Source organism: Litorilituus lipolyticus (genome assembly GCF_006439335.1).
GTDB lineage: Bacteria > Pseudomonadota > Gammaproteobacteria > Enterobacterales > Alteromonadaceae > Colwellia > Colwellia lipolytica.
Genome location: NZ_SAWY01000027.1, coordinates 83,386 through 109,568, shown reverse-complemented (window position 1 = coordinate 109,568; position 26,183 = coordinate 83,386). Strand labels below are relative to the sequence as shown.

Here is a 26,183-nt window from a genome sequence, read left to right as displayed (position 1 = left end):
CATTAAAACTATGGATATACTACGAGGATATAACAGGAGATTCCTAGTTCTCGAAGGCACTATTTACTATGCAACTAACACTGGTAAGGTTAAATTTTTACTATAATTTCAGAGCCTATATCACTGCTGTTTAGCTCAAACTGGCCTTGTAAAGATAACACACGCTCTTCTATACCCAGTAAGCCAAAACGCCCTTTTAATTTATCTTTGTCAGTCGTATCAAAGCCAATACCATCATCTTTTATTCTTAAAGTTAGTAATTGATTCTCTAGCGATAAATCTAAATAAAAATTTCCAGCTTGCGAATGCTTTATTGCATTAGTGGCTGACTCTTGTGCAATACGATAAATTGCAATTTTCACTACATCATCAAGGCTCTCAAATTCACCATGAATATCTACATGATAGTTAATACCAGCTTTGTTGAGCAGTTGATGAAATTGGCTGCTATCCAGTGCTTTTTCAAGCCCTAACTCATCAATGACACGTGGGCGTAGCATGCTCATTAAATGATGTGCTGTTGAGTAAATAGTGCTTGTTAACTGCTTAATATTACTAATTGAAGCTTCAACCATTTGGTTTGTTGATAAACGCTCTATTATTTTAACCTCGGTATTAATTGCTGTAATGTTTTGCCCGATATCATCATGTAACTCTGTAGATATTTTCTTTCTTTCAGACTCTTGAATGCTAATGACTTTTGCGGCCAATTGTTGGTTCTTTTTTACTTCTTCGTTCAAGCCAATATTCAACGTTTCTAAGGTTAAATTCTGTTCCAGTAGTTGATGAGTTAATTGGTTTTGTTGAGATATTGATGTTCCGAGTATTAACGCAATAACAGCAATAGTTATTAAGTAAACTTGGTTTTCGATCATAGAACTTTGTGTGTCAGCTAATAATGCAGCTAGAACAATAACAATACACATTGTAAATACGCTAACTACTGCTCCTTGCCAGCCATATTTATAGGAACAGGTGATCACTAGCATTACTACAATCATTTGAATGTAATACAAAGGAATTTGATGTAAATTCGACAGTAATAAAATACCTATCATTGCTATAGAAAAAAACTGTATTAGCATTTTAAAATTAATACAAATATCAATCGTTGTTCTTTTCTTAATTAAGTCTGAGATAAGAATAATACTAGGGACAATTAACAGCATTCCTACAATATCACCTAAAGCAAATGCAAATATATTAGCTAAATGCATTTCACTAATAAGCATTTCAGTACCCGATGATGCATATTTCCCATGATAAATCATGCTAGTAACTAACACAGTAGCCGTTAATATAGCGGCACTAAAGCCGAAGAATAATAAAGAAATTGTTTGCTTAACATTATTAAATGCAGCTTTGCCATACAGCTTTAGGTGTATATGTGCCGCAGTTAGGTAGATCAACGCAGGCGGTGCTATAGAAACAAATTCAGCAAAAAGTGTCATTGGATCTTTAAGATCATTTAGCAACTTAATTGCTGTCCACTCACCTAGTATAATTGCAAGCCAATACCTTCTTGGAAGCATTAAAAAAGCAGCAAAACGAAAACCAGCAGGTAAGAACCAGCTAGCAGAATTATTAACGACAGCAAAGTTAACGGGTAAAAACCAAGTAAAGTACCAGAGCATGCCATAAGCGATCGAAATTAATGAAAAATTAGTAATGTACTTTGTGCTTAAGCTTTGCATTTTAATGGCTTCAACGTTATTGTTACAGCCAGTATATAATTGTTAAATATGATTTAACAATCAAACTCTTAACTAGGTTAGTAAATATGGATATTGCACTGATTGACGATCACTCAATAGTACGAGAGGGGTTTAAGCGTCTACTAGAGCTAGAACAAGGTTATAAAGTTGTATTAGAAGCGAGTAGTTTTAATGAAGCTATTTGCTCAATAGACAAAGCGCAACTTGATATAGTCATTCTTGACCTTTCCTTACCTGACAAAAACGGCCTACATTTAATTCCAGTCATTAAATCAAACATGCCTAAAGCTAAAATAATCATTGTTAGCATGTATGATAGTGATCCCTATGTTACTGATGCTATAGACGCTGGAGCCAATGCTTATATTTCTAAAAATAACGCCTCAGAAGAGCTATTTGAAGCAATTGATAATGTCGTTAATGGCAACAGTTTCTTAGGTGCTGATATTATTAAAAACATTCGCTTTGATAATAACAAATTAGAGCAGTCAAAAGTTAAGCAATTAACCAGCCGAGAGCATGATATATTTTGTTTATTGGCAACAGGCTATTCAATAAAGGCCATATCATCAAACCTCAACATTATGCCCAAAACAGTACATGCCCATAAGGCTAATATTTTGGCAAAGTTAGAAGTTCAAGAATCGTTCGAGTTATTAAAGATTGCTCTAAAAAGTAACAGTATATGCCCAGATAAACTAATTAGTAGCTAAAAACCACGAAAAACGTACATTTTTTAGCACTGTAAACACCTCTGCATAATTCGGTCGTCCTTTGGTTAATACAACAATAAACTTTACTTCATTGTTAACCAAAGGAGTCAATTATGACTAAATCTCTTTTAAGTAAACTCAATATTACCGAAGCACCACCTAAGCATCCTACTGACCCACTTATACAGCGACAAAACAAACTTATAGCTCGACTAGAAGTACAGCGAGAAATGGCTCGCTGTCTTGTTGAAAACGAAGAGTTTAAAGCTTTCAAATATAAGTATGTTATCGACCAAGAAACAGGTATAAAAAATAAGGTTCGTGTACCTAAACAAATCAAGCCATGGTTTTACAAAATTGACGAGCAATACTTTACCCCTATCAAATACGGCTCAAAATCGCTTGAACTCGCAAAAGGCTTGTATGCGATAGCGGTAAAGGATTCGACAGCTTTAACCGGTGTCTATGACGTTGTAATCGAAGCAGTAAAGGCTGGTGAGTTTGACTCTAAGCTTATGGCAATTAAGGCAGTAGGTAAAAAGTAATGGTAAAATCTCAGTGAACTATTCGTTTATAGCTAGAATTCACTGTATTGATGACATTAAATTTTAATCACTTAACCGATAAACAGCTTATAGCAATGGACTATAAGCTTATTGCCCACCAGTTATTACCGTCCGCACAAATAAACAACCTCAAATATAAAATGCTTATTATTTTTAAGTCACTGCTTAAATACAAGGCTTGGAAATATGAGCTACACAAAGACTTAGACGGTAGCTGTTTAGCTATAGGTGAAAAGGTTTGCTTAAATTTATCGTTTATTTTTGCTATACGGCAAATACTTAATATAGATATACCTGTTGATTGTCGTGTTGCAAGTGGCTTGTTAGATAAGGAGTTACGACAAGGCTTGGTTGAGTATTTAACTGAGAAGTAAGAAGAAACACATGGCGCTACAAAGCAACGCTTACACTACTTTAGGCACCCAAGACTCACGAAGCCCACCTTTGCAGCGCGTTCTGATTCTGTATTAGAGCTAACAACTTCGTTATGTTGCTCTTCAATCATTTTAGATGGAATGTCTAACGTGGTTGTTTGGCTCTCATTTGAGTTACTGCTTTTTTTAGGAGCATTCGGGTCGAATTGTTCTACGGTCATAAGGCTCTCAACTTACTCTATATTATTTAACTAATGCTAAATCTGATAAAGAGTAGCGTCATAAGTGGTGTTGTACTGCCTTAGCAAATTCAGGGCGTTAGGCAGTTGTTTAATGCGCGGGATTATACAGGAATGTTTGAATGAGTGGTAACTATAGAATTTAGTACTAAATAAACTAAGAACCAAATGAGAATAGCAACAACACTTCAGTCAAAACTATAGACTCACTAATGAGCAGATTATATATCTGCTAGAATTACTGTTTGCTACCAATAAAGTTATTGAAACTCCTTATCCTTAACCAATAAATGGTAGATCTCAAATACTATACGGTGTCCATTTTCTTTACAGTATAAAATTACAACTTCTTTAGCACGACCATAACCAACTGAAAATAAAAACAATTTCATTCTGGCGCATTACTTGCTTTCTTGCTTTATCACCTATCAATATAAAGTCATGTTTAAATCAATAATTTATAGGGTATGCCATGAATATAAAAATATTAAAAGCGGCTTGTGTTAGTTTAGCTTTATCCACTAGTTGTTATGTTAATGCAAACCTGATTGAAAATGGTGATTTCGAAACAGGAGATCTATCAAATTGGAATGTTTCTTCAAATGGCAATTCAGGTTGCGATACTGACTGGACAGTTGCCCTTAACGATGACGGTATTTGTTGGAACCTTTTGGCAGACCCTAGTGCGGGCTATGAAGCGTATAATAGTTTTGATGGTAATGGACCTCAAACCTTTGCACTAAGTCAAATGGTCGACCTTGGTGCTTTAAACTCTTATTCATTAGCTTTTGACTACGCAGTTACTGGTGATAATGGTTGGACTTGGCCTATTGAACGTACATTTTCTGTAATTATCACTGATGGTTCATTAGTTGAAACGTTATTCAGCAAGTCAATAAAGTCTATAAACGACCCTTCATGGTTTAGCGAGGTAGTTTCTTTTGACCATTCTGTTTTTGCAGCCATGGATTTAGCAAATATTTCAATTAGTTTTAATGCATTTATCCCTGAGAATTTTACTGGACCAGCCAGTTTAGGTTTAGATAATGTAGCTTTAACACAAGTGCCAGAGCCCTCTACCCTTGCTATTTTCGCTTTAGGTATTTTGGGGTTAACATCTCGCAAAATTAAGAAATAAAATTTAATCAACGTTTTACTTAACAAAAGCACCACTTGTTGGTGCTTTTTTATTAACAGCTTCACACCAGCTCTCCTAAAAAATATGTTTTAAAGCAACACATTACGAGTGCGCATATCAAATGTACATCTTGTCTTTTGTCTTAATACCCCACTAAACATTAATCTTTAAAAAAGTCTCATTAAAACCATTTTAAAATCTCTCCTTAAAGATTATTTCAAAATTAATTTAAACTTTTTCGCATTCTCTTTCGACTTATACAAAAACATTCGGGGGAATAAAATGAAAATAAAAGATACTAGTGATCAAGATATAGTGATCGCGCAACCTAAAAACAAAACTAAAACAATTACCTCAATAGCTATCACGATAGTTGTTATAGCAACTATTATTTGGCAAATAGCACCTGCTGCCAGTAAATGGAGCCAAGCAAGTCACTCAATTTCTGCAGAAAGAGTTAGAACAGCTATAGTGACCCGTGGAGACTTTACTCGTGATATTTCAGTACTGGGTCGAGTTGTCGCTGCTGTCAGTCCTACGGTATATAGCCCAGCAGATGGCACCATTACCTTACTGATAGAAGCGGGGCATCAAGTAAAAGAAAACCAAGCGATAGCAACTTTAGAGAGTCCAGAGTTAACGAGTCGACTATTTCAGCAGCAAGCTATTTTAGATAGCTTAAAATCTAGTTATGAACGTCAAAAAATACAAGCAAAAAAACAGCATTTAATCGATCAAAAATCTGTTGATTTAGCCAATGTTCGTCTAGTTTCTGCTAAGCGTGAAAAACGCCGAGCAGATTTAGGGTACGAGAAAAATGCCATTAATCAAATTGATTTTGAAAAAGCGCAAGATGAATTAAAGAATGCTCAGTTACAACACCGACATGCGGAACAAGATGCTGCGCTGAACATTGAAAGCTTAGATTTTGATGGTAAATCACTGCAACTAGATATTAAACGTCAAGCACTTTTAGTAAGTGAGCTTGAACGTCAAGTAGAAGGTTTAACAATTCGTTCACCTGTCAGTGGCATTGTTGGTAATTTAAATACAGACAACAAAACATTCTTAAGTAAAAACCAAGCAATTTTAACCGTTGTTGATTTATCCAATTTAGAAGTTGAGATAGATATCCCTGAAAGCTATGCCGATGATCTGGTAATCGGCATGGACGTTAACGTGCAATTTGAACAAAAGCAGTTTAGTGCTCGTCTTGTAACAATTTCCCCCGAAATACTGAATAATCAGGTTACAGGACGAGTACGCTTTTCAAAAGAAACCCCTCAACAACTCCGCCAAAATCAACGACTCAATACCCAAATTATTTTGGAATATAAGAGTGACGTATTACAAATTCAACGTGGCCAATTCATGGAAAGTAGCGGTGGTAGATTCGCTTATTTAATTAATGACGGCCTTGCGACTAAAACGCCAATTTCTCTTGGCGCAAGAAGTTTAAGCCATGTTGAAGTACTTAACGGCTTAACAGAAGGACAACGTATCATTATTTCTGGCACTGATATGTTCAATGCTGCCGAGCAAGTTTTACTAAACAACTAACGCAAACTAGGCACGTTTCGATAAAAGTGCCTAACTACTTCTTATAAGAATATAAACGAACAAGGACACATCATTATGCTAGTTATGAAGAATATTAATAAAACCTTTCAAACAGGAAATATACAAACACATGCTTTAAACAATTTTAACTTAACCGTAAACGAAGGTGATTTTGTTAGTGTCACAGGACCTTCTGGTTCTGGTAAAACCACCTTTTTAAATATTGCCGGATTACTTGAAACCTACACAAACGGTGAGTTTACCCTTGATGGTAAAGACGTTGGGCAACTCAATGATAATGGGCGCTCACGTATGAGAAATGAAAAGATAGGCTTTGTTTTTCAAGGCTTTAATCTTATTCCTGATTTGAATTTATTTGACAATGTTGATGTACCATTAAGGTATCGTGGCTTTGATGCTAAAGAAAGGCGTCGCAGAATTGAAGAAAACTTAGAGAGAGTAGGTTTAGCTTCTCGTATGAAGCACCTTCCAAGTCAGTTATCTGGTGGACAACAACAACGTGTCGCCATTGCAAGAGCGTTAGCAACCGAGCCTAGGTTTTTATTAGCTGATGAACCAACCGGAAACCTTGACTCGCAAATGGCACAAGGTGTGATGACTTTACTAGAAGAAATTAATCAACAAGGTACAACCATCATTATGGTTACGCACGATCTAGAACTAGCCATGCGTGCGATTAGAACCATTCAAGTTAGGGATGGCCGAGTAAGCGAATTAGATGTTGTTGCTGAAAAAGCTTCAGCCTAACTCTCACACACTAAGGAAGTACCATGTTTAATTACTATTTACGACTTGCTCGAATCAGCATCCTCAAACACTGGGGGCTGAGCTTATTAATGATTCTCGCTATTGGCCTAGGTATTGGCGCAACTATGACAACGGTGACCGTTAATTACTTAATGTCTGCCAACCCTATTCCTCATAAAAGTGAGCAATTATATTACGTGCAACTTGATAGTTGGGATGTAAATGATCCTTTTGATGAAGGGCAAAACCCGCCAGATCAACTAACCTACACTGACTCTACAAATTTGATGAAGGCTAAAAAAGCATTTCGACAAAATGTTCAAGCACAAGCGTATGCTGTAATAGAGCCAAATGATCCAGAAATATTACCTATGATAGTCAATGCTCGAGCTAACTCTGCTGATTTTTTTGCTATGTTCGATGTGCCTTTTATCTACGGTAATGCTTGGTCGAATCAAGCTGATGACAATAAAGAGTTAGTTGTGGTTCTTAATAAAGAAACCAATGAAAAAATATTCGGCGGTAAAAATTCAGTCGGAGAGTCAATTCGAATCGATGGCAACGTTTTTCAAGTGGTTGGCGTCATTGACCATTGGCAACCTAAACCTCGTTTTTACGACATATCAACCGGCGCTTTTAACGAAACCGAAGATATTTTTGTTCCGTTTAATCTTATCGCTGAAGAAAAAATGAGAATGTCCGGTAACACAAATTGCTGGAAACCTACCGGTGACGGCTTCGAGGCCTTCTTAGCTTCTGAGTGTATCTGGACACAGTTTTGGGTCGAGTTAAAAACAGAACAAGATAAAGATGATTACCTTAATTTTCTTAATGCTTATGTTGAAGAACAAAAGCAATACGGACGATTTTTACGCCCGATGGACAATAGGTTATCAACAGTAACGCAATGGTTAGAAGTTCAAGAGGTCGTTGCTGATGACGCTCGCATAATGATGACAATGTCTTTCATGTTTCTCATTGTTTGCTTATTAAATACCGTAGGATTATTACTGGCAAAATTCTTAGGCAAAGCACCTGAAATAGGCTTAAGACAAGCGTTAGGAGCAAGTAAATCAACGCTATTTTTTCAATATATTATCGAGGCAGGATGCATTGGCTTTGCTGGTGGTTTGTTAGGGTTATTTTTCGCCTTTTGGGGACTAATAGGTATTGAAACCTTATATGGCGATTATATGCAAAACTTAGCCACTCTTGATTTAAATATGATGGCCTTAGCCATAGCAATATCATTCTTTGCAACCATTATTGCAGGAATTTACCCTACATGGCGAGCTTGCAAAGTTCAACCATCTCATCAGCTAAAAAGCCAATAAAGGCGAGGATATTATCATGATAGAAATAGGCCTTATTGTACGCGCACTCTTGCGAAATAAAATAGGCGCATTGTTAATCGCATTACAAATAGCGTTAACAATGACCATTATGGTTAACGCCATATTTATGATCCAAGACAGACAAAGTCAAATGCAACGAGAAAGTGGTTTAGATGAAGCAAACACCTTTTATTTAACCAATACTGTTTTCGGAAAAGATTATAATTTGCAAGCAGAAATGCAAACGGACTTAAATTCCATACGTAAAACTCCAGGCGTTATTGATGCTCTTCAAATCAATGCTATTCCACTTAGTGGTGGGGGCTGGTCTATGTCATTACAACATGAACCCGGTGATGATAAAGATACCATTGGCAGCGCAGTTTACATGGTGGATGATCACGCTATCAATACCTTAGGTGTTGAGCTTCTTGCAGGTACAAATTTTTCTGCTGAGGATATTGAATGGCGTGTAGATGGACAATCGACTTGGCCAAGTAAAACTATAATCACTAAGGCTTTTGCTGAGCAGCTCTACCCTGATAACTGGGAGACGGCCCTAGGTAAAACAATTTACATTTCGCAAAATCAACCAATGCAAGTCATTGGCATTATCAAAACATTGCAAGCCCCATGGAATGGCTGGGGAGGCGTTGAACGCAGTATGTTAGTGCCTTTTCAAATGGAGACTCAAAGTAGCTATTACTTTATTAGAACAGAGAGTGGCCGAAGAGATGAGTTAATGCCTATTATCGAAAAAACCTTAGCTGAGAGTAATAAAGAAAGGATTATTCGCCGAGTAACTACCTTAGAAGAAACACGAAAAAGAAGCTATAGACGACATAATGCTACCAACAAAATACTAACAACAGTAGTTATTACCCTAACACTCATTACGGGGTTTGGTATTGTGGGTTTAGCAATATTCAGTATAAATAGACGTACAAAACAAATAGGTACTCGCAGAGCAATTGGCGCCACAAAATGGCAAGTAATGCGCTACTTTCTTGTTGAAAACTTTTTAATATCTTGTGTAGGCGTAATTATTGGTATTGCTGGGGCAATTGCATTAAACATGTGGCTAGTTAAAACCTTTAATTTAACTCCTATAGGTTTTGAATTAATTGCCTTTGGTGCTGTCGCGTTATTTATTGTTGGGCAACTCGCTGTATTATACCCTGCCAAAAAAGCAGCTTTAATCCCTCCGGCCACAGCAACAAGAACAGTTTAATTTTAATATGAACAAACTAAAGCGAGCACAAAACAAGTGCTCGCCTTTTTATGTTACTAAAACAACATTATTTCGCTCGATAGCCTTTATTGATATTTCGTCATTGCGATAACACTTTATTCATCAGTGCATTTTCATTAAGTAACTTTCCTTGAATATATTGCAACGATTGTTTTATGATGGTTCTAGCTGTATTGAGCATAGTTGTATTTAATGATTGCACGTTCTTATTTTTTATCTATTTGTATACTTTTACTAAGTATTAATTCGCTCAATGCGCGAGAACTTACGGTTGTAACAGAGTGCAACCAACCTTGTAAACTTAGACAATCAGACGCCCTACCTGAAAGCCTTCCTACTGAAATTATATTAGCCCTTTTCAATAGAACAAAAGACACACCAAGAGTTCATATCATGCCTTGGGCAAGAGCTTATGATAATGCTTTAACAAAAAAGAATGTCTTTATATACTCGATTTCTAGAACCATTAAACGAGAGCCTTTATTTCATTGGATTGGTGACATTTTAGTAGAAAGGTACTTTATTTGGGGATTAAAAGAGCGTAACACCCATCAATTGGCCTTATCGAATAATTTTAAACATACATCTTTTGCGACCTACCGAGGCTCCAATGAATATGCCTATGTCTCCCAATTACCTAACATTGATTTATACCCTGTCGTGTACCCTAATCAACGCATGCAGATGGTGTTACTTAACAGAATTGACTATTTTATTGAAAATGAGCAAACCATAAAAGAAACCTGTTTACGTTTTGCTATAGATTGCAATAAATTTGAAAAAATTACCGAAGTTCAGCAGTTAAATACCCCATTAAGTATCGCCATTAATAAAAATAGTGATCCTGCTTTAATAAAACAATACCAAGAAGCATTTTCTACATTAAAGTCCTCAGGAGAGTTGAGTAAGTTAATCAATAAATGGAAATTTTAGAATATTATTACTTCCAAGCTATACAATCATAGTTATAGCTTATTATCTATTTGAATACAGTTATTACAAAGCCCTGCTTAATATAATTACGAAGTTGAATCTGGAAACTTTTCTCTTATCGCTAAAAACTCATCAAAGTTATCGATGACAATATCGACAATGCCTGCATCAAATTTTTTGCTTTTTTCACTGAGCAAATAAGCTCTGATCTGCTCATCACCCCATACTTTTTTATAGCAGCGTTTAGAGCCTAGCGCATCAAAAACATCTGCTACCGCCATAATGCGGGCTTCAAGTGGAATGTTTTCACCAGAGAGACCTTCAGGGTAACCACTACCATCCCAATTTTCATGGTGATACTTAGCTAGCTTCGCACCTAACTTAGAGACACTAACAGAAGACTTATCAAGTATTTCCCCTCCTATTTGCGCATGAGTTTGCATTATCTCTCGTTCCTGCTCATTCAAGCTGTCAGGTTTATGCAAAATCGCTTCAGGCACTGATATTTTACCCAAGTCGTGTAAGGGGGCAGCTAAAAGTAACGCGTCAATATAATCTTCATTCAAATTAAGTTTTCGCGCAATCAGCTCACAGATCAGTGCAACTCTTTTAACATGGGCTCCTGTTTCTTTACTTCTTGCCTCTACGGCTTCACTCACAATAAATAGTAATTCCTTTTGCGTTTTCTCAATTTCTTTTTGCTTAGTTAAACTCTCGAGAATAAGAGCTACATTTGTCGCAAATAACTCAGCTAAGCTGGCTTTAAAGTGTTCATTATCATCCTCAAACTCTATATATAGTACCGATGCTGAATTAACACCCGATTGATAATAACCAACAAAGCATTCGTTATTACTAAAATGCGACTTATCATGAAAAACTTGTTGGATTTTGCTCTTAACTTCTGTGTCAATATTAGAAGACTCAAGTGAGTCGCTCTCACATACGTATTTGCCCGTACAAGCAATTATTGAGCTAGTCACTTGTTGTGCGAAATCAATTTGCGTACGTGCAATATATAAAGCAGAGCTGTCTACATTCATTAAAGCGAGTAAGTGATTCAACGCTGCAGAGCCAAAAGGTCTGAGTTGGTTAATTTTTAATAGATCATGAGTAGCTTCGATTAATATCTTAAAGGCATCGAGACTACGCTGAATAGTCATAATATCTCTATAAGCACGAATACTGGCGTAAACCGTAGTGATCATTTTATTCGCTGTAAAGTCGGTTTTTTCTTTATAATCATTGATATCAAAATCTCTGATAACCTTCGCTTCAGGTGCAGTTCCTGCTTGCCCAGTTCTGAGAATAAGCCTAATTGCTTGGTTTTTATGCTCCTTCCTAATCCATTCAACCAACTCTAACCCTGCATGATCGGTTTCCATCACCACATCAACAAAAGCCATACAAAAGCTATCATCTTTTTGTAGAATTTGTTTTGCCTCTTCACTACTATAAGCAGATACAATTTCTAGCTTTCTATGTTCAATAACAGTATCAGCTAACACAAGTTTAGTTACTTGGTGAACAGACTCATCATCATCAATGACTAATACCCGCCAAAACTTATCAATTTTTTTAGGCGCACTGTCATCAGTCTCAATTTCGTCGTGAAAAATAAAGTCACTCATTTGATTTTTTTTATATGTTGTGAAACTTATACTAAGTGTAATTCAGATAATAAAAAATACGAGAAATGAATAAAAAAAAGCGGCCTATGCCGCTTTTATATAATTGTTTACGTTGAAAAATATGTTAACGCTTAGTAAAACTGTGCTACCACCTGGCCAACAACTTCTTTAATGGCTGTGCCCGGCTGTTCTGTATCATTCGATGACAAACGTTTAGTTGCCCAGCCATGCCATGCAGGTTGGCGTGATTTAACATCATAAATATCTATTGCTAACTTACCTTCAGTGTACTGTCTTACGCTAGTTTCTGTACCCATATGCACGCTACCGTAATAGCCTCTTCCACCATAGTAACCACGCCCCCAACCAAAGCCAGTGTTATATGTAGCAGGATAACTATTCACTTTGATTTTATCTCGGCTACCAACAGTATATGAGATGGTAAAATCAGCTTCTTCAGGATCAGTAACTAATTGATAACCTTTTGCAATAAATGCTTGTTCTATCGCTTCATCAACACGTACTTTCATTACAGGATTAAAATCAGCTGGAGGAGCCATAATTTTCGCTTCGGTTAGCCAAGCAAAAGTTTTATAGTTCATCGTGTCGATATCGGCGTTGCGATCAAATGACACTTTAGCTTGGTTTGTTGCACAACCTAACATGATTAGCGATATTGCAATTATCATCAATGTTTTTACTTGGCTCATAATTTCCTTCCATCATTGGTATTAGAGATCTATAACATACTCTTGTTACAGTAAATAAACTGTTAATTAATGTATCTAAGATAAATATAAAGCAAATCTAAAAACTAATACAGCTTTACTGCTTTTTTTAAATTAAAAAATCATTAAAATTTCAGTCGTTCTATAGTGTCAAGACTTTTGCGCCAACAAAAATACTAGTTATTTCAAACAAATTGTATTTAATGGTTGACAGATACCGCTAAAGCCTTAAAAATAACACCATCTATTTGTATTAAATTTTATAAAAATTAATAAATGTTAAACGTAAGTCTTAAACTCGTCGTCCTCAACGTTGTAGTGGTTGTCAAATCATTGCTGGGGCTTCGTTACGTTTAACAGAACAAATAAACCAAACGATAAAAATACCCCGCTCTGATCAAGATCGGGGTTTTTTTTTGACCATAAGAAAAGCTTTATTAATTTTTTGGGTGCTATGGCATGAACCAAGGTGATGATATGACAACAGAACTTTTTACCGGTGCAGAGATGGTAGTAAAATCTCTTTCTGCACTTAATGTAAAATATATATTTGGCTATCCCGGCGGCTCCGTATTAGATATTTACGACGCTATTTTTCAGCAAGATGAAATTGAACACATCTTAGTTCGACACGAGCAAGCCGCAACTCACATGGCCGACGGCTATGCAAGAGCAACAGGTGAAGTGGGAGTTGTATTAGCTACCTCAGGGCCTGGGGCAACAAACTGTGTAACTGGAATAGCTACAGCTTATATGGATTCAATTCCGATGGTTGTTTTATCAGGGCAAGTAGCGACTTCTCTTATTGGTAATGATGCCTTTCAGGAAACAGATATTGTTGGTTGTACTCGTCCTATTATTAAACATAGTTTTAACTGTCGTAGCCTTGCTGATATTCCTGATGCCATTGCAAAGGCATTCTATATAGCTAGTACAGGAAGACCTGGCCCTGTTGTGGTTGAACTTCCAAAAGATATTTTAATTCCTCAAAATAAAGGAACTTTTAATATCAACACTGATGTGAAAATGCGCTCTTATAACCCAAATGTAAAGGGGCACCCTAAGCAAATAAGAAAAGCAGTAAGCACTATCAAATCTGCACAGCGTTTAGTGATCTACTCTGGAGGTGGTATTGTATTATCAGATGCTTCCCACCTACTTACAGAGCTGGTTGAAACTTTAAAGGCACCAGTAACCAATACATTAATGGGCTTAGGCGGGATTTCAGGTACGCATGAGAACTTTATTGGTATGCTAGGTATGCATGGTAGTTTAGAAGCAAACAAAGCCATGGCTAATGCTGATGTGATCCTTGCATTAGGCGCTCGATTCGATGATAGAGTAACTAACAATGTTGAAAAGTTTTGCCCTAATGCCACAATTATTCACGTAGACATAGATCCAACGTCAATATCTAAAACCATTAACGCCCATGTTCCTGTTGTTGGCCTAGTAGATGTAGTCATTCAGCAAATACTTGATGAACTAGCTGCAACTGACTTTACTCCAGACGAAGAAGTACTAGCACCTTGGTGGCAACAAATTAACTTATGGCGCAATATGAAAAGTATTAGCTATAAGCAAGATGAAAATGAAAAAATAAAACCTCAACGAGTCGTTGAAGCTATGTATAAGATTACCAATGGTGAAGCATATGTTGCTTCAGACGTTGGACAGCATCAAATGTTTGCTGCGCAATATTATCCGTTTGAAAAACCTCGCCAGTGGATTAATTCTGGTGGTGCCGGCACTATGGGCTTTGGTTTACCTGCCGCAATGGGGGTGAAATTAGCTTTTCCAGATAAACACGTTATTTGTATAACAGGCGATGGTTCAATCCAAATGAATATTCAAGAGTTATCTACCTGTATGCAATACAACCTTCCGGTTGTCATTGTTGCCTTAAATAATCGCTCACTTGGTATGGTAAGGCAGTGGCAAGATATGGTTTATGGCGGTAGACACTCCTCGTCTTACATGGAGTCCTTACCAGACTTCACAAAATTAGCAGAATCTTACGGTCATGTTGGGATAAAAATCAACACGTTATCTGAGCTTGATAGTAAACTTGAAGAAGCATTTAGTATTAAAAACCGTTTAGTGTTTGTTGATGTATTAGTCGATGAAAAAGAGCATGTTTACCCTATGCATATTCGTACAGGTGCTATCGACGAAATGTGGTTATCAAAAGGAGTAAAAGCATAATGCGACGTATATTAGCAATATTAATGGAAAACGAGCCTGGTTCACTTTCTCGTATTGTAGGTTTATTTTCTCAACGCGCTTTTAATATCGAAAGCCTGACAGTGGCGCCAACCGAAGATGCTAGCTTATCTCGTATGACTATCGCAACAAAGGGTGATGATAAAATATTAGAGCAAATTGTTAAGCAAGTGAACAAGCTCATCGATGTAATTAAAATCACAGACATAACTGACAGAAAGCACTTAGAGCGAGAATTATTACTCGTAAAAGTGGTCGCATTAAGTGATAAGTCACGCACAGAAGTAAAACGAATTACTGATATTTTCAGAGGTGCTATCGTTGATATAGGAAAACAAATCTATACCATCCAATTAACAGGGGATGCAGACAAATTAAACGCCTTTATCGATACATTGAGAAATGAAACAGAGATCATTGAATCAGTACGTTCAGGCTGTGTTGGTATTGCACGAGGTGAAAAAGCCTTACGTATTTAGTCTGAAAAATAAGATCAAAAAAGAGGCTTTAAAGCCTCTTTTTTTTGAGCGCTAATATCTAAACGACTGTGTTTAGTATTTTTTACTCACTTTTAAATTTAACTAGCGTACCTTTTAACGCTACCCCTGCCATTACGGCACCTGCTCCACATTCAAACTGTGTTTCACTGACAAATTTACGCTTTTTATAGTTAGATTTAATATTAACAACTGCATCCATATTTTCACGTATAGCGCGCTCTTGTAATGCTTTAAGTGCACTTAACATCGCCCACTGACAAGCTTCTTCATCAGACTTCATAAACGCATTAGTTTTTTTGTTCGTTGAGACTTCACCATAAGTTTTTTCAACTTCTTTATGCGCTTGACTGGCAAAAAATAATGGCACATCTAACAAAGCATCTTGTGCTTTAGTCGTCTTGAGTAAGTCTGGTACGGAGTATTTTGCAATATCATCACGAGCATAACTGTTTAAACTAAGAACACTGATTAATAACGCTGTAATAAGTGAAAATTTTTTCATTTTAATTCCTTTTGATTTTTTTAAATTTATTTTCAAATAATATTAAATTAACTCAATTATTTGTTGATGCAATTCTACAAGGGTGCCTTTCTAGCAGCAAATAAAAATTAAACATATTAAATAGGAAATGAAAATAAAAGTCGAAATGCACTAAAGTCATCACTAAATCGATAGCTAAGTCCTAGCCTATCAAAACCTGCCCAAGAATAGCCAATCACTCTGTCAAATTTAAATGTTAAACCAAATTCAACCGAGTTAGACAAAGTAACATTACTTACCTCAGAATTTAGTATTGATTTTTGCGAGTTAAATTCTACATCATTAAAATACCAAAAAGCCGTAGCAAATAATCGCGGCTGAAAAGGATAGCTAAATATTTGATATTTTAACGGCAAGCCCGCATCTAAACCAACCTGTAGAGCCGCGTAAGAATCTTGGGCACTGTAGCCATTTCCTTGATAAGCAGCGTAGTAAAGTCTAGTGGCCCAAATTGTATCAAGCTCTTGGTAATCAAAGTGATATAAAGAAGAGATACCTGCAGAATGAATACTGACATTATAACCGCTGGTAAAGTTTTTAGCGTAACCGTAATCTAAATATGTTTCTATCGCGAGATTATCTGAGTACTGATAACTCAAAGCAACCCCAGGAGTAAAAGTAGCAGTGCCAACTTCTGAGGGTAAATCAAGCTCTGGAATATCAGCAATCTCAAAATCAAAAAAGCCCAGTGAAAGTGGTAACCTTAAACCATAGGTCGTTTTACCGACGGTATCAATGTCATAAGCAAAGGGTAAGTTAATGATACTCGCGTCTTGCCCCGTGGTACGATATATACCACTTCCCAAATAGTTAGCATAGGCATAATGAACCACTTCAATTTCTGAATTGCTACCATCGTCGGCGACAACCGAATAACAACACATCGTCAGAAATACCATTATGATAATCAGTTTTAAGAAGTGTACTTGCATCTAACTATCTAATCAGCCTTAATGTGATGTAAATGTACATCCTGTTGAGGAAAAGGAATACTAACGCCTTGCTTATCAAATTGCTCTTTTACTTCTCGCGTAATATCCCAATAAACATCCCAATAATCAACCGTTTTTACCCACGGACGACATACAAAATTAACAGATGAGTCTGCTAATTCATGAACTTTTATTATTGCCTCGGGTGAATCTAGTACTTTTGAATGTTGCTGTACGATTTGTTCAAGAATATTTTGAGCTTTTGATAAGTCATCGCTATATCCGATTCCAAAAACTAAATCCACACGACGTGTTTCACTCCCTGTCACGTTGATAATAGTTGTCCCCCAAACATTGTTGTTTGGTAGAATTAAGTGTTGATTATCAAACGTTTTAATTGCGGTAGATAATAATGTCATGGAGTCAACCGTACCAACAACACCATCAATTTCAATCACTTCACCAACATCAAAAGGTCTATAAATAAGTATTAACATACCGCTAGCGAAATTACTCAATGTACTTTGTAATGCTAAGCCGATAACTAAACCTGCTGCACCTATCAATGCTAAAACAGGTGCTACATTGACCCCTATGATAGTTAAAGAAACAATAAAGCCTATTGACAAAATAATGCGTCTAACCATGACTTGAATAAAGTTTTTAAGTAGAAAGGATATTTTTTTATTTCGATTTAAGGCTGCATCAGTGATTGCACCAATAAACATAGAAATTAAATAAACAATAAAAATTGCGATACAAAATTTAATTAGATTTGCTAACCACAGTAAACCGCCCTCTTTAGAGTTAAGCCAACCTTTAAACGTTAACCATGTCGCATTACCGTCAGATAAATCGACATTGGTAGTATCAAGTGCATCTGCATATAATTTTAATTCCTTTACATCACCGCCTTTTGCTTCCCAATGAGATAGCACGACATTAAAGCGTTCTAAAACAGCATTTTTCTCTTCACGAAGTTGGGTTAAACTAGCTATCAGCTTTTTTCTTCGTTCTTGTAGTTTTACTGCAAATATTGAAGCCTGCTCAGAAAGTGCAGATAAGTTATTTTGCTTTGCCTCCAAGGAAGCTACGGCTTTTTCAGCATTTTGATTATCAAGCTTTTGTGAAAGTTCTTCTAAATGAGCTAAATCTTCTTGTACTTCTTGCTCAACCTCTTGAACATCATCACTTGCCTTTTTATCAGTTGATTCATTGATTTCTACAACTTCGGAACTAGAGTCAGCGAGGTTTGTTAAAACCTCAACACCATGTTGCTTTTGACTAACTAAAATTTCAGCTTCACTTAAGATGGTTGCTTTATTTTTTAACACCGTTAGCCAAGCTTGAACCTCAGCTTCCATTTCATGCTTAAATAAAGGTAATAAGGCAAGCTCTAATTCATCTATAGGTACCCGAATATCTTTAGTAGTGCTAGCCACATATCCTTCTGAGTTTTCTTCTTTTGCAATCAGAGTTAATGGGCTTAACAAAAGCATTAAACCAATCATAGCAAACTGAAGTTTTGTTACTTTTCCCACAATGTATCGCTTTTGGTGCATCATTGTTCTTCCTTCGGTGTAAAGCAATTATATTTAATAGTGTCGTCAATATATTAATAAAAATACAACACAAAAAAAACCTGTAACTAAAAGAAATAGCTACAGGTTTTTATGACAACAGATACCAGTTTACTCAAGTTAGCCCGATATTTTCGCCCAAGTATCACGCAGACCAACAGTTCGGTTGAAAACTAGTTTACCCTGTTTTTCTATAGCATTATCTAAACAAAAATAACCTTGTCTTTCAAATTGGTACGCATGTTCTGGCTGAGCGTTTTGTAAAGCAGGCTCAACTCTCGCATTTTCTATTGTTATTAACGAATCTGAGTTGATTACACTATGAAAATCATCTGCCCCAGCAGGATTAGGCACAGTAAATAGTCGGTCATACAAACGCACAGTGGCATCAAGTGATTTTTCGGCATCAACCCAATGAATGACTCCTTTTGGCTTTGTACCATCTGTAGGATTTTTACCTAACGTTTCAGCATCGTAATTACAATAAACTGTTGTAATATTACCTTGTTCATCCTTATCACATCGAGTCGCAGTAACCACGTATGCTCCACGTAAACGTACGGCTTTACCTAAGACTAAGCGCTTATATTTTTTGTTTGCTTCTTCTTTAAAGTCTTCAGCTTCAATTAAAAGCGTTGAACTAAAGGGCACAATGCGCGAGCCTTGGCTTTCATCACTTGGATGATTTTTTACTGTTAACTCTTCTGTTTTACCTTCTGGGTAATTTTCAATCACTAACTTAATAGGGTCTAGAACCGCCATTGCTCTAGGTGCGTTATCGTTTAAATCTTCACGAATACATGCTTCAAGTACACTCATTTCGACAGTGTTATCCATTTTAGTCACACCGATTCGCTTAGCAAACTCACGCAAAGAACTTGGTGTATAGCCGCGACGACGAAACGCAGCAATAGTTGGCATTCTTGGATCGTCCCATCCATTAACAAGGTTTTCTTCTACCAGCGTATTAAGTTTCCTTTTACTCATTAAAGTATATTCAAGGTTTAAACGAGAAAACTCATATTGACGTGGAACGGCTGGCACCGATACGTTTTCTATGACCCAATCATATAAACGACGATTATCTTGAAATTCTAGAGTACATATTGAATGAGTGATCTTTTCAATTGCATCAGATAAACAGTGAGTAAAATCATACATTGGATAGATACACCACTTATCACCTGTTTGATGATGATGAGCAAATCTAACACGATAAATAATAGGATCTCGCATACACATAAAGCTAGAGCTCATGTCTATCTTAGCTCTAAGAGCACAAATCCCTTCTTCAAACTCACCATTTTTCATTTTTTCAAAAAGAGCTAAGTTTTCTTCAACACTGGTATCACGATAAGGGCTATTTTTGCCGGGTTTATTTAAAGTGCCACGATATTCACGGGTTTCATCAGCATTTAAGAAACAAACATAAGCAAGGCCTTTTTCAATCAGCTCAACTGCATATCCATGTAACTGTTCAAAATAATCTGAAGAATAATGGATATCGCCAGCCCACTCAAAACCTAGCCATTGAACATCTTTTTGAATGGCATTTACGTAATCAATATCTTCTTTTTCTGGGTTAGTATCATCAAATCGCAGATTGCAAAGTCCGTTATAGTCTTGAGCTATACCAAAATTCAAACAAATAGCTTTTGCATGACCAATGTGTAAATAACCATTTGGCTCAGGAGGAAAACGCGTTTGCACACTTGTATGTTTGCCACTAGCTAAATCGGCATCAATGATTTGACGAATAAAATTTGTTGGGCGGCTTTCAGTATCCGACATTTAGAACTAACCTCGAAAAATAAAAAAATAACATGCTTAAAAACATTAATGACTTTCATTATAACAAGTGTTTAACGACGGTAATAGCGTATTAAGGTGATAAATAGACTATTTTTGATGAAGAACCAAAAGGCTAGCAACATACACACTATTATGAATATAAATCACAGTGAGCTAGTGATAAAAAGTAAAATTATTTTTCCCTTTATCTTTGATTGAGTACATTGCATTATCAGCATTTTGCATAAGCTCCTCGCTTGAGGAGCCATGTATGGGGTATTGGGCGATACCTATACTGGCAGTAACAAAAAGCTGCTCATTTTTATAATCTATAGGACGTTTCACTTCATTTATAATTTTTTGAGCTACCTGTGAAATAGCCTTCTCATCTTTAATATCAGTCATAATAACGATAAATTCATCGCCGCCAATTCTTGCAACGGTGTCGGTTAATCTTAATAAATCAACTATGCGTTGACCTACGGCAATTAACACTTTGTCACCTGCGCTATGACCAAAAGTATCGTTTATTTTCTTAAAACCATCTAAATCAATAAACATCACAGCTGTGATTAATTGATGTCTCTTTGCCGAGAGTATTGCTTGAGCTAGTCTATCTCGACCTAAACGTAATGAAGGCAAACCTGTTAAAGTGTCATGATTAACTAAGTGTTCTATTTGTTCTTTATCTTTCTTCTGTTGAGTAATGTCCTTTTGAATACACACATAACTTTTTACGGTGCCATCAATTGATTTAACTGGGAAAATAGCAGTACTCGTCCAATAAAGTTCACCAGCCTTGCGTTTATTCTTCAACTCTCCTTGCCAAATGCCTTGCTCTTTTAGCGATTTATAAAGTTGGCGATACGTTTCTTGGGCTGTTTCACCTGAACTCCATATACGAGGGTTTTTACCTAATACATCATTCGCTTCATAGCCAGACATATTACAAAAGTGTCGGTTTACATATGAAATGATACCCGCAGGTGATGTTATTACTACGCCATTATGAGAATTATCAACAACTAATTTAAATAAATGTAACTCTTCAGTTTGATTTTCTAATTGTTTTTTATAACGACGTTCAATAGCCATGTTATGTAATAACTTCACAAAAAGTAAAAGCGTTAGAGCTATAGACATACCACCATATAGCAAACTTATTTTAAGTTGCTGTTTGTTATCCTGACCTATTGTATCTAATTGATTTAATAATGATTTTGCAATTTCATTTTCTATATTGTGCAAAAGATCAATTCTCGCCGTTGCATCTTCAAACCATCTTTGTTTATTAATAAATGCGATGCGGTTTCGCCTTATTTTCGCATAATTAATGAATGCTTCATCCTTTATTGTATTTTGATAAGCGGAGGATATTGAATCATTAGCAACAATCCCAAATGTTTGTAAATGAGTAGCTTCCATTGCTCTAGTTTGTATGATTTCTTTTTCATCTTGATCGTTAAGACCACCTTGGCTTAATAGTTTTGCAAGAAGAGCACGTTCAATGCCTGCATATTCTTTTGCTTTACTTAAGTGAAAGTAAGAAAATAATAAATCATCAACATCTTTACTTTTGGAAGGCGTTGCCGGTAATAATAGACTGTCAATTAAAGGGTTGATCATTTGACTGTAAAATGAAATAGCCTCTTTCGAGGTGATATTCAGTTTATCTATATTTTCTCTTTTTTCGACTAAAGACCCCATTTGATTTATGATTAAAAAACTAACAGGGTAAATTGCTTTATCTTGTTCAATTGATAAATATTGCGCTCGCTTATTTAGCGCATTGTCAGTTAGAAGACGCTGTTGGCTCAGTAAAGAAAAATTACTTTTATTTTGACGATAGAGGTAAACATTACTTCGCCCTCGCTCTTTTTGTAATTGGTGAACTACTTCATTATTTAACAAGCTAAGTTGTATCACTTTTTTTAACTTATTTGCTTGCCCTATAACACTAAGCTGCTGCTCAAGCATAAAAGCAGAGAGCACAACAAGCGCTATTACAGGTAAAATAGCTAATAAAAAGACATTCTTATTTAAGTTCAAATGAACACCACTAATTACTGACCACCGTTAACATGATTTTCAAACAACCACGTCTTATTACCTCAAGGTAATACTTGCTATAACTATAGATTGATATTATCCATATAGCATAAACATGTGTTTGTAAAAAAGGTGCGTTAAAAAAAGGGGAAGCCAATATAGAACTAACTTGTATTATTAATAAAGCACTATAATACCATAGGTTACCTACAAAAATATGGTGAAGATCAAACACTTTTCCTACAGCTTATTATCTAAATATAATCGTTTTTCTAATATACTAGTTTTGATTCGGCCAAGAGAGGGTCACTTTTGCTCCCTTTAATTCACTACAATTGCCTAACGATAACTTTCCTTGATGCCAAATTAAAATTTTCCTGACGATGTATAAACCTAAACCATAGCCAGTATCGTTATTGTCCTTCGAATTTTTGCGGATAAATGGCTGAATTAACTTCTTTGCCTCTTTTCCAACACCTGTGCCATCATCAGCAACAACAATGAAACACATTTGATCTTTTACAATAAAATTCACTTCAATAACGGTATTAGCATAACGAAGTGCATTATTAATTAAATTTTGTATCGCTCTATCCATTCCCTTTCTATTAAAGTAAGCATGGGTTGTATTTGAAGAGAAATCTATAGATATACTTCCTTTTTGGTAAAGGTATTTTTCATTTAAAGAATTGAAAAATTGAGTAACATTTTCCAATTTTTTATCCATGGAATAATGTTCATGCTCTAAACGTTCAAATGACAAATATTCAGCCATAAGTTGCTCAATTTCATCGACATCTGCCTTTAAACGCTTTTGATGTTCAACATCAATATCATCAGAAATAAGTTCCGAAACAAACTTCATTCTTGCCAGTGGCGTACGTATCTCGTGAGCGATGGTGCGAGATAAGTCTTGATGCATTTGCATCGTTTCAACTATTTGGTGAGACATTTTGTCAAAAGTATTTGCTAAAGGATAAATATTTGAACTACGAGAAATATCACTACTGATGGGTTGTAATTTTTCTCCAAAAGTTAACGCCTTTGTTTGTAGCTTCGCTAAATCTTTAAAAAGTGGCCAAATAAACCCTAGCACTAATAAAGCTAAAGCAGAGTAAAATAAAAGAACAAAATATAACTCACCATTATCCTCGTTCGCCTTCTTAGTTAATACTGGCCCAAATTGATATAAATTATTCTTATCTAAATACTGATAATAAAACTCGTAACCAGTCTCATCCGCTATTTTTATAATTTGTCCTTGTGCTAACAACTGACTTAAATGTTTTGGCATGATAATAGATTTAGCGGTAACTACTTTCAACTTTACATTATCATAAGGAATGCTCCCTCGACTTTGAGTGTAATATGGTAAAATTTGTTTTATATCAATCTGATAACTCATATCGTCTTGAAAGAAATTATTATAAATTTCACTGAAGGAAAAAATCACCAACGAGGCGATTAAAACGATAAGCAAATATAAACGCGCAAACTGAAACTTCATTTTCTATCCCAATTAGATTTCAGAGCATATAATCTGTGTTTATAGCTAATTTCTAGCTACTGCAACTTTATATGAGCTAATTAACTTGTTCACAACTGAAGAGATAGCCTTTACCTCGAATAGAGCGTATTGACATAAAGGTTAGAGACAACTCTTCAAACCTTTTTCGTAGGCGACTAATAATTAAATCTACGGCACGATCTAAACCATCATAATCCCGGCCAATTACCTGTTCAAATAATACTTCACGGGGCACAACATCCAAATAGTGTTCCGCAAGAACATTGAGAACATCAAACTCTTGTACAGTAAAAGGCAAAGTTTTATTTTTAAACGATATTTTTTTTAATTTTTTATCAAAGATCAAGTCATTTATAGTAAGTAATGGAGAATTGTGTTGAATAAACTTATGACGTAACTGCACTTTAATGCGTGCTAATAAAACGGCTGGCTCAATTGGCTTAACGATATAATCCACAGCTCCTAATTCTAAACCTTGAATTTGATCAGTATTTTCGTCAAGTGCCGTTAAAAATATGATAGGACATGAGGTTAAGCTTGTGATTGATGGTAACAATTCAAAGCCTGTGGTATCTGGTAACATCACGTCGCATAAAATGATATCGAACTTATCTATATCTACAAGCAGCTCTACTTCAGCGCCAGTGCTAACATGCACTAAATCACAATGGTGTTTGCGCAAGTATTGACTAATGAGTGAAGCTAGCGGTAAATCGTCTTCAATTAATAATAATTTACATAAAGGCTTTATATTATTCATCTTAATAAGTTTACAGCAAATTCCAAGAAAAACGACGGCGTTGTCTTACGGGTTTATATTTTGTCACTTTAAATTCAGTAATGCCTAAAATTTTATGAGTTATTTCATCCTCAATAACTAACTCAATACTTGTATCGGTATTAACAACATAGTTAAAAATAGATCGATGCTTTGAAGAGTAACATTGTTTTGATGCTAAGTTCTGCTTTATATAAATACAAATATTATGAGGGGGCTGGTCAATAAATTCGAATACTACAGTTTGATGGCAGAAGCTTTGGGGGCTTTCTAATACACAAATTTCGGGTTGAAGACTAAATGAATATTGAACATTATTACTACTGATTTTTTCTTTAGCTGACAACTCCCAACTTGTAATATACAAGCATATTATTGTGGTTATTGTTAGGAGTTTTATTATTTTCATAAGCAACTAAAAATGGTACTTAATGCCAACAAAACTAGAAGAGTAACTCGATTTATCTGTTAGAAAGCTTTCATCAATCTTATCACCCAAACGTGTTTCTTTCACAACTCCAATAACCGTAAAGGACTCGGTTAAAGGAATATCGATTTGCACTTTATAAAAAGTGTTAGTCGCTTCACCCGCCTGATAATTATCCCTTAAAAAAGATAGCTCTTCAGGTTTTAACTTATAATAATAGCTAACTAAATCCTTACTTTTTGTCACTTGTCCTATTTCGAAATACAATTCGAACCAAGAAAACACCAAATTTCTAGATAAAGAAACCCTGACTTCATTACCATGATGAACGCCTGAAACATCAGTTAAATAGGCTAACTGTGCGGTAAAATAATCTGTCATGTAGGTTATATTTAACCCTGCTAAATAAGAAATATTACGCTCAATCGGCTCAAAGCCACTCAGTTCTGGCTTTCTCCCACCTCCGGTAGTTGGCTTGAAGCCTAAAATATTGACCAAAGTATAGTTTTTATTTTGAAAGTGATGAAATAAACCATCTTCATTTACAGCACCCACTAGGTCGAAGAAAATGTTATCCCCTTCAATTAAGCTATACCCAATCGTTGTATTGTCGATAAAAAACTTTTCACCATAATAAGTAAAAGAAGGAAAAACATTTATTTTTAAATCATCTAACTTAATAATTGGGTTTTCTACGTAGCCTTGGCCTAGATATACTGAAAAATCCCACTTATTAACTTCAACATTCTGTGTTTCAGAAGCTGTAGTATATGAACACGGGATAAAAATGATTAGGAATAGAAAAAAGAGTTTCATTAAAAAAACAATAAAAGCAATAAATAAGTCAAAGGTGACTTTAACAGAATTTATGACAGCAATTAAC

At 35.7% G+C, this 26,183-nt stretch carries 24 protein-coding genes; 11 read left to right on the top strand and 13 right to left on the bottom strand.

Features of this window, described 5'->3' with window-relative positions; all coding sequences use genetic code 11:
• Positions 1 to 89: 89 nt before the first annotated feature.
• Positions 90 to 1,694 carry an MASE1 domain-containing protein gene (locus EPA86_RS12505; protein ID WP_140604090.1) on the bottom strand — a complete coding sequence of 535 codons (1,605 nt, stop codon included), beginning with the start codon at positions 1,692 to 1,694 and terminating at the stop codon, positions 90 to 92.
• 86 nt (positions 1,695 to 1,780) lie between these two features.
• On the opposite strand from EPA86_RS12505, the gene EPA86_RS12500 reads away from it, so the two are divergent.
• From EPA86_RS12500 to EPA86_RS12490, 3 genes are all read left to right on the top strand, one after another.
• The gene (locus EPA86_RS12500; protein WP_140604088.1) at positions 1,781 to 2,428 is read left to right on the top strand and encodes a response regulator transcription factor; all 648 of its coding nucleotides are present in this window, start codon (positions 1,781 to 1,783) and stop codon (positions 2,426 to 2,428) included.
• 113 nt (positions 2,429 to 2,541) lie between these two features.
• The gene (locus tag EPA86_RS12495) at positions 2,542 to 2,973 is read left to right on the top strand and encodes a DUF6641 family protein (protein WP_140604086.1); all 432 of its coding nucleotides are present in this window, start codon (positions 2,542 to 2,544) and stop codon (positions 2,971 to 2,973) included.
• A 50-nt stretch (positions 2,974 to 3,023) separates the two neighbouring features.
• Complete coding sequence (locus tag EPA86_RS12490) at positions 3,024 to 3,368, top strand: hypothetical protein (RefSeq protein WP_140604084.1); 345 nt, start codon at positions 3,024 to 3,026, stop codon at positions 3,366 to 3,368.
• Positions 3,369 to 3,403: 35 nt separating this feature from the next.
• On the opposite strand, the gene EPA86_RS12485 is transcribed toward EPA86_RS12490, so the two are convergent.
• Positions 3,404 to 3,589, bottom strand: a complete 186-nt coding sequence (locus EPA86_RS12485; protein WP_140604082.1) for a hypothetical protein — start codon at positions 3,587 to 3,589, stop codon at positions 3,404 to 3,406.
• 490 nt (positions 3,590 to 4,079) lie between these two features.
• Between EPA86_RS12485 and EPA86_RS12480 the strand changes: the two genes are divergently transcribed.
• The 6 genes from EPA86_RS12480 to EPA86_RS12455 all read left to right on the top strand — a co-directional run bounded on the left by EPA86_RS12480 (position 4,080) and on the right by EPA86_RS12455 (position 10,592).
• Entirely contained in the window at positions 4,080 to 4,745 is a 666-nt protein-coding gene (locus tag EPA86_RS12480; protein ID WP_140604080.1) for a PEP-CTERM sorting domain-containing protein, read from the top strand.
• Positions 4,746 to 5,027: 282 nt separating this feature from the next.
• Positions 5,028 to 6,305: an efflux RND transporter periplasmic adaptor subunit gene (locus EPA86_RS12475; protein ID WP_140604078.1), complete on the top strand. Its 1,278-nt coding sequence runs from the start codon at positions 5,028 to 5,030 to the stop codon at positions 6,303 to 6,305.
• A 75-nt stretch (positions 6,306 to 6,380) separates the two neighbouring features.
• On the top strand, positions 6,381 to 7,073 hold the full coding sequence (locus tag EPA86_RS12470) for an ABC transporter ATP-binding protein (protein WP_140604076.1): 693 nt from the start codon (positions 6,381 to 6,383) through the stop codon (positions 7,071 to 7,073).
• Positions 7,074 to 7,096: 23 nt separating this feature from the next.
• Positions 7,097 to 8,407 (top strand): ABC transporter permease, encoded by a 1,311-nt coding sequence (locus tag EPA86_RS12465; RefSeq protein WP_140604074.1) that lies wholly within the window; start codon positions 7,097 to 7,099, stop codon positions 8,405 to 8,407.
• 16 nt (positions 8,408 to 8,423) lie between these two features.
• Positions 8,424 to 9,638: an ABC transporter permease gene (locus EPA86_RS12460; protein ID WP_140604072.1), complete on the top strand. Its 1,215-nt coding sequence runs from the start codon at positions 8,424 to 8,426 to the stop codon at positions 9,636 to 9,638.
• Positions 9,639 to 9,851: 213 nt separating this feature from the next.
• Positions 9,852 to 10,592: a substrate-binding periplasmic protein gene (locus EPA86_RS12455; protein ID WP_140604070.1), complete on the top strand. Its 741-nt coding sequence runs from the start codon at positions 9,852 to 9,854 to the stop codon at positions 10,590 to 10,592.
• A gap of 86 nt (positions 10,593 to 10,678) precedes the next feature.
• On the opposite strand, the gene EPA86_RS12450 is transcribed toward EPA86_RS12455, so the two are convergent.
• Together EPA86_RS12450 and EPA86_RS12445 are read right to left on the bottom strand one after the other, a co-directional pair.
• A complete protein-coding gene (locus tag EPA86_RS12450) occupies positions 10,679 to 12,223 on the bottom strand; it encodes an HD domain-containing phosphohydrolase (protein WP_140604068.1) in 1,545 nt (514 codons plus the stop codon).
• A 131-nt stretch (positions 12,224 to 12,354) separates the two neighbouring features.
• Entirely contained in the window at positions 12,355 to 12,933 is a 579-nt protein-coding gene (locus EPA86_RS12445; protein WP_140604066.1) for a DUF4136 domain-containing protein, read from the bottom strand.
• Between the two features lie 495 nt (positions 12,934 to 13,428).
• Between EPA86_RS12445 and EPA86_RS12440 the strand changes: the two genes are divergently transcribed.
• Together EPA86_RS12440 and ilvN are read left to right on the top strand one after the other, a co-directional pair.
• Complete coding sequence (locus EPA86_RS12440) at positions 13,429 to 15,156, top strand: acetolactate synthase 3 large subunit (RefSeq protein ID WP_140604064.1); 1,728 nt, start codon at positions 13,429 to 13,431, stop codon at positions 15,154 to 15,156.
• On the top strand, positions 15,156 to 15,653 hold the full coding sequence (gene ilvN / locus EPA86_RS12435) for an acetolactate synthase small subunit (protein ID WP_140604062.1): 498 nt from the start codon (positions 15,156 to 15,158) through the stop codon (positions 15,651 to 15,653). Before EPA86_RS12440 ends, ilvN begins: the two co-directional genes overlap by 1 nt.
• Positions 15,654 to 15,735: 82 nt before the next feature.
• On the opposite strand, the gene EPA86_RS12430 is transcribed toward ilvN, so the two are convergent.
• The 9 genes from EPA86_RS12430 to EPA86_RS12390 form a co-directional block, all read right to left on the bottom strand.
• On the bottom strand, positions 15,736 to 16,176 hold the full coding sequence (locus EPA86_RS12430; RefSeq protein ID WP_140604060.1) for an excinuclease ABC subunit A: 441 nt from the start codon (positions 16,174 to 16,176) through the stop codon (positions 15,736 to 15,738).
• 116 nt (positions 16,177 to 16,292) lie between these two features.
• Positions 16,293 to 17,099, bottom strand: a complete 807-nt coding sequence (locus tag EPA86_RS12425; RefSeq protein ID WP_246058388.1) for a hypothetical protein — start codon at positions 17,097 to 17,099, stop codon at positions 16,293 to 16,295.
• Positions 17,100 to 17,155: 56 nt separating this feature from the next.
• Complete coding sequence (locus tag EPA86_RS12420; RefSeq protein WP_246058386.1) at positions 17,156 to 18,712, bottom strand: mechanosensitive ion channel family protein; 1,557 nt, start codon at positions 18,710 to 18,712, stop codon at positions 17,156 to 17,158.
• A gap of 135 nt (positions 18,713 to 18,847) precedes the next feature.
• On the bottom strand, positions 18,848 to 20,518 hold the full coding sequence (gene glnS, locus EPA86_RS12415) for a glutamine--tRNA ligase (protein ID WP_140604056.1): 1,671 nt from the start codon (positions 20,516 to 20,518) through the stop codon (positions 18,848 to 18,850).
• Positions 20,519 to 20,692: 174 nt separating this feature from the next.
• Positions 20,693 to 22,567, bottom strand: a complete 1,875-nt coding sequence (locus EPA86_RS12410) for a diguanylate cyclase domain-containing protein (protein ID WP_140604054.1) — start codon at positions 22,565 to 22,567, stop codon at positions 20,693 to 20,695.
• Positions 22,568 to 22,847: 280 nt separating this feature from the next.
• Positions 22,848 to 24,074: an ATP-binding protein gene (locus EPA86_RS12405; protein WP_140604052.1), complete on the bottom strand. Its 1,227-nt coding sequence runs from the start codon at positions 24,072 to 24,074 to the stop codon at positions 22,848 to 22,850.
• Positions 24,075 to 24,150: 76 nt separating this feature from the next.
• Positions 24,151 to 24,855: a response regulator transcription factor gene (locus EPA86_RS12400; RefSeq protein ID WP_140604050.1), complete on the bottom strand. Its 705-nt coding sequence runs from the start codon at positions 24,853 to 24,855 to the stop codon at positions 24,151 to 24,153.
• Between the two features lie 10 nt (positions 24,856 to 24,865).
• Entirely contained in the window at positions 24,866 to 25,219 is a 354-nt protein-coding gene (locus EPA86_RS12395; protein WP_170309650.1) for a DUF3019 domain-containing protein, read from the bottom strand.
• A gap of 69 nt (positions 25,220 to 25,288) precedes the next feature.
• The gene (locus tag EPA86_RS12390) at positions 25,289 to 26,116 is read right to left on the bottom strand and encodes a MipA/OmpV family protein (protein ID WP_140604046.1); all 828 of its coding nucleotides are present in this window, start codon (positions 26,114 to 26,116) and stop codon (positions 25,289 to 25,291) included.
• Between the last annotated feature and the right edge of the window lie 67 nt (positions 26,117 to 26,183).